Source organism: Synechococcus sp. WC101, from assembly GCF_047461555.1.
Classification (GTDB): Bacteria; Cyanobacteriota; Cyanobacteriia; order Thermostichales; family Thermostichaceae; genus Thermostichus.
Genome location: NZ_JANSHG010000192.1, coordinates 1 through 3,799 on the forward strand (window position 1 = coordinate 1; position 3,799 = coordinate 3,799).

The window sequence follows — 3,799 nt, forward strand, 5'->3', positions numbered from 1 at the left end:
GGCCCCGCTTGACACGCTTCCCAGAGGGTCTCCACCCGTCGGGTTTTCACCATAATTAGGTAGCTCATCTCTATCTAGGAAGCTCGCCTGTGAACTGTACGCCTCCTCCGCCTCGATAAACTCAATGCCATAGTGCTGACATAATTCTGCAATACGCTCCTTTAACCAACCTGTTGGAATTAAAACAAAGTTTTGGTTATTGACCTTCCCTAAACCGCATTCTTGCTTTTGTTCTTTGTTTCAACCAAAGATGATTCTCCCAATCGAGTGGTGCAAACAGAAGTCAATGACCTTGCGCGCAGCTTTGTGAATTGCATCTCGCATCCTCCGGCTTCTTTTTTCCGTAATTCGCTCAAGTTTCTGCGACCAAAACCCCTGCGGCTTGTCAGTCTTAAGCCTAGCCACCTCCTTGTTGTACCACTGGTTAAAGGATTTGACTTTGCGTCCGTCAATGATGAAGCTATGCCCTAAGTTGCTAACGCACGTAAGCCAGTTGTTTACTCCGTGGTCAATTGCTAGTACCTTTTTTGGATCCAGCGATTGCGGTTGAGCGGGCTTAGCATAGATTCACTCCAAGTAGAACACCCCATGCCTGGGCAGAATTCTTAGCTCCTTAATATTTTTCCAATCTAAGTTGGTAGGAAATCGTATCCAGAAAGCGTCTATCCCAAACCAAGCTTTGACCTGGTTGCCGAGCGGCACTCTGACTCTTCCTTCTTGGAACTTAAGCCACTTCTTCGGGTATGCTACCGTGAACATTCCCTTCTTACGGTAGCGCGGTAGGTTTGGTCTTAAGCTAATCTCTTCTTGCAAGAAAAGTTTCAGCTTTGTCTTAAAACTACTTAGTGCCTCAGCTACAGACTTACACGTCTATTGTGCGGCGGAAACATACATTGCGATAAAGTGCTTGTTTTTGGTTCTCACCATTTCAGCGCAAAGCTCACCATAGCTTGCCAATCGCTTTGTTTTGAAATAGACTTGTCGCGCATAGTACAAAGCGCAGTTGTACACCTTATTAGACTGTTGACACAAGTACTCTAATACGGGGAGTAGCTCCCTGTCCCTGACGAGAACCTGCTGACAGCCGTACCCCATACTTGTTGGTAAGTGGCATGATAACTGCAGTCTAACATAAGTAAGCAACAATGCGAGAGGGAAGCCAACGGTACAATCACTATAACCATGCTGTGGGGCTAGCGGTTGTTCGCCTCGTTTTTTGCCCAAAGAGAAGGAAAAAGGTCTTGGTAGGAGAAGTCAGGAACAGGTTGTTTGAGCTATGGCAGGAGCTGTCTAGCGAGAAGGGTTGGCATGTGAGAGCGATTGAAATAGCTCCAGACCATGTCCACCTGTTTCTTGAGATTAAGCCTACCGACCCAATTCATCTTGTGGTAAAAGCATTCAAAGGTAGAGCTTCCAAATATTTAAGGCAGAAGTTTCCTAACCTGCGAAAACTACCTAGCCTTTGGAGCAGAAGTTATTTTTTCTGTACTGCGGGGAATGCTAGCGCTGAGGTAATTCAAAACTATATCAATGACCCACATCATTGGTAAGCGACTAAAGTCGCTCTCGGGCTTTTCCGCCCCGCGCTAAAGTGCGAGGCTACCAAGCTATCCCTCTGTGTAGGCTTAGCCAAAAGCCCAGCTTCGGGATCCAGAGCCCCAACTGGCCGGACAACGGCCATCTTCGGCTAGACTGTTCCAAAGTTGTCGCGCAAGCAGCGGGTCTTTTGTTGCCTGGCGCGAAGGCGAGTTGCCGGGGTTAAAAAAGCTGACATGAGAACTGTGGCCGTAACCTGGTTTCGCCCACCGCAGCTTCAGCTTCGTCCTCAGCACTGGCTGTGGAGCTGCCTCGGGGCAGCAGCCATCACAGCCCTCACGGCGGCTGCCGCTTGGGCGCGGCCGGTGTTGGAAGTGCGCATGACCATGGGCTTGCCCATCAGCCCCAACTACTGGTACCTGGTGGCCCTCAGCCGGGCCGGCAGCCCCGGCCCCACCGCCAATCTGGTGGATCCCAATGTCCGCGTCGGGCCCAATGAGTATGCTTTTGTCCAGAACTGGGACTACCTGATCCGGGTTACCCCCCTCAACGAAGAGTCGGTCTTGCAGTCCACCATCCAGCGGTTTGGCGAGCCGGAGCGGGAGTTTGCCGTCGGCTTCAACCAGGTGCGGGTGGAGCGCCTCAGCCGCGACCGCGACACCCTCCGCTTGCAGATCGACATCTCCGAGCTAGAGGGCCTCGACGGGCGGGATCAGGATATCCAGGTGGCTCTCCTCACCGCCCGCGCCCCCTTCCGCGTCGCCCCCGAGGAAACCAACTTGGCCATTGACGCCACCCGCGGCGAGCTGCCCCACTACTACCGCCTCAGCCTCTCCAACCAGCGGCAGGTGGTCGTGGACGATCCCCAGCGCCAGGAGACGATGCGCCGCAGCCGAGAATTGATCCAACAAAGTGGCTCCGGGGCTGCCCTCAGCCGCGAGCTCATCGAGGGGGGAGCCTTGGAAATTTTGGCCGCCAACATCCTCACCTTTGAGCTGCGCCTGGTGGATCGCTAGGGATCCGCTCCCCTGCGCGCCCAAGGCGGGGCCCAGATTGCCGCCATTTCAAGCCCCTTCTGCGCCAAGAGAAGCTGGGCTGGGATCCAACATCACAAACAGAAACGACTCCAGCCCCGCCAGGTAGGTGAGCACCTGCTCCTGGGCCGCTTCCGGTTCTATCTGATGGGCTTGGTCCGCCTGCTCGATCAAGCTGGCCACCGCCACTGGCCCCTGCAAGAGGGATCCCAGCCAGGCCATCTGGGGAGCCGGAATGGCGAGGCGGCCGCGGCTGGCCCCCGGCCAGTTCATAGTAAACTCCAGCTTCTTTTCGTAGGCCTGGGCGAAGTTGCGGCGAAATTCGGCATTGTCCATCAGGATGGGGTTGAGCTGCACCCTGCCCTCCAGCCAGTCGGCGTCGCTCCAGGGCAAGACCAGGGAAGAGCCGGGGTGCTCGGCCCAAAAGTCGATCAGGCGGTGGTCGGGGTAGACCAGCTCGTAGAAGTGGTTTTGCTCGGCGGGAGAGAGCTTGTCCAGCTCCACCTGCAGCCAGGCCGGCATCGCCCTGTCTTTGAACAGCAGCGCCGGATCCCAGTCGGCGTAGTCCACCAGGCAAACCAAGCCCAGCTCCGCCTCCTGGAGCATACGCATCAAGTCTGGGATTAAAAACCCCTTGTCGCCGGGCAAGAGGTAGTTGGCGCGGATGTTGGTGTCGTCGCTGTAGATCTGGGGATCCCAGTGCAGGGAGACCCGCAGCTCGTCAGAGGCCAGGCTGGCCATGAACTCCCGCACCCGCTGGCAGGCTTCGGGCGTGGGCAGATCAAACAACCCCAGCAGCCGGAACGCCTCCTGCATGCGCAAGATCACCTGCCGCTGGTAGGCGTGGTGCAGGTTGGCCCGCAGGATGCCGTCCGGCTTGAGCACCCGCTTGAGCGCCTTCAAGCCCGCCACCGGATCCTCGAGCAAATAGAGCACGTCGTTGAGGCTGATGAAGTCAAACTGCTGCCCCAGTTGTTCAATTTCCAGCAAGTCGAGGGCGTACAGCTCCACCTCTCCGAAGCCGTGGTAGCGCAGGCGTCGCTCCGTCGCCCGCACCGACTCCGGCGAGAGGTCGCAGGCCACCAGCCGTGCCCCCGGGTTGGCCTCCGCCAAGATCAAGGTCTCCCAGCCGGAGCCACAGCCGACATTGAGGATGGCGATCCCCTCGCTGGGCAGGATGGCGCGGGTGCGGGCGTATTGGGCCGTCGTCCAGCTTGAGCGGTATAGGC

General features: G+C 56.8%; 4 protein-coding genes. 2 read left to right on the forward strand and 2 right to left on the reverse strand.

Features of this window, described 5'->3' with window-relative positions; genetic code table 11:
• Positions 1-240 precede the first annotated feature (240 nt).
• A complete protein-coding gene (locus tag NW809_RS11165) occupies positions 241-567 on the reverse strand; it encodes a transposase (protein WP_414402157.1) in 327 nt (108 codons plus the stop codon).
• Positions 568-1,145: 578 nt separating this feature from the next.
• Between NW809_RS11165 and tnpA the strand changes: the two genes are divergently transcribed.
• Together tnpA and NW809_RS11175 are read left to right on the forward strand one after the other, a co-directional pair.
• Positions 1,146-1,550 (forward strand): IS200/IS605-like element ISSoc6 family transposase, encoded by a 405-nt coding sequence (gene tnpA, locus NW809_RS11170; protein ID WP_011429345.1) that lies wholly within the window; start codon positions 1,146-1,148, stop codon positions 1,548-1,550.
• Positions 1,551-1,772: 222 nt separating this feature from the next.
• Positions 1,773-2,552 carry a hypothetical protein gene (locus NW809_RS11175; protein WP_041438081.1) on the forward strand — a complete coding sequence of 260 codons (780 nt, stop codon included), beginning with the start codon at positions 1,773-1,775 and terminating at the stop codon, positions 2,550-2,552.
• 48 nt (positions 2,553-2,600) lie between these two features.
• Here the strand turns inward: NW809_RS11175 and NW809_RS11180 are convergent.
• The coding region (locus NW809_RS11180) for a class I SAM-dependent methyltransferase (RefSeq protein WP_414402156.1) at positions 2,601-3,799 on the reverse strand (1,199 nt) is incomplete at its 5' end.